A 383-nucleotide genomic window follows, 5' to 3' on the forward strand; every position below is an offset into this window, starting at 1 on the left:
CCTCCTCATACGCCTTGAATATCCTCTCGACAAGGATGTCCTCGAAGACATACGGCGCAACTGAGCCCTTGGCCTTGTCCACCTCCCTGACGATCTCTTCGAATTTCAAATTCGGAGCGAAGTCCTTCCAGCAGCGCCTGAGGATGGCTACGCGCTCCGCATCGTTGATGAGGCGTGGGACCTTGCCGCGGGCGTTGCGCCGCAGTTGGTTGAGGGCAAGAGAGTGAAAGGTGCCGACAGCGATACGCCGCGCATGGTCGGAGTGGCATGACGCCACGATGCGCGACAGCAACTCGGTTGCGGCATCGCGGGTGAATGTGACAGCGGCCAGGCGTCCCAGTTCGTGGGTGGTGATGAGGTGGTGCGCACGAGCAGTCAGCACG

The 383-nt window shown here is 61.1% G+C and carries 1 protein-coding gene; it reads right to left on the reverse strand.

All coding sequences use genetic code 11. From position 1 onward, the window contains the following. A partial coding sequence (locus DUK53_RS17385; protein WP_161564277.1) for a UvrD-helicase domain-containing protein occupies positions 1-383 on the reverse strand: 383 nt, incomplete at both ends.

It is taken from the genome of Listeria sp. SHR_NRA_18 (genome assembly GCF_003856515.1).
Taxonomy (GTDB): Bacteria; Bacillota; Bacilli; order Lactobacillales; family Listeriaceae; genus Listeria_A; species Listeria_A newyorkensis.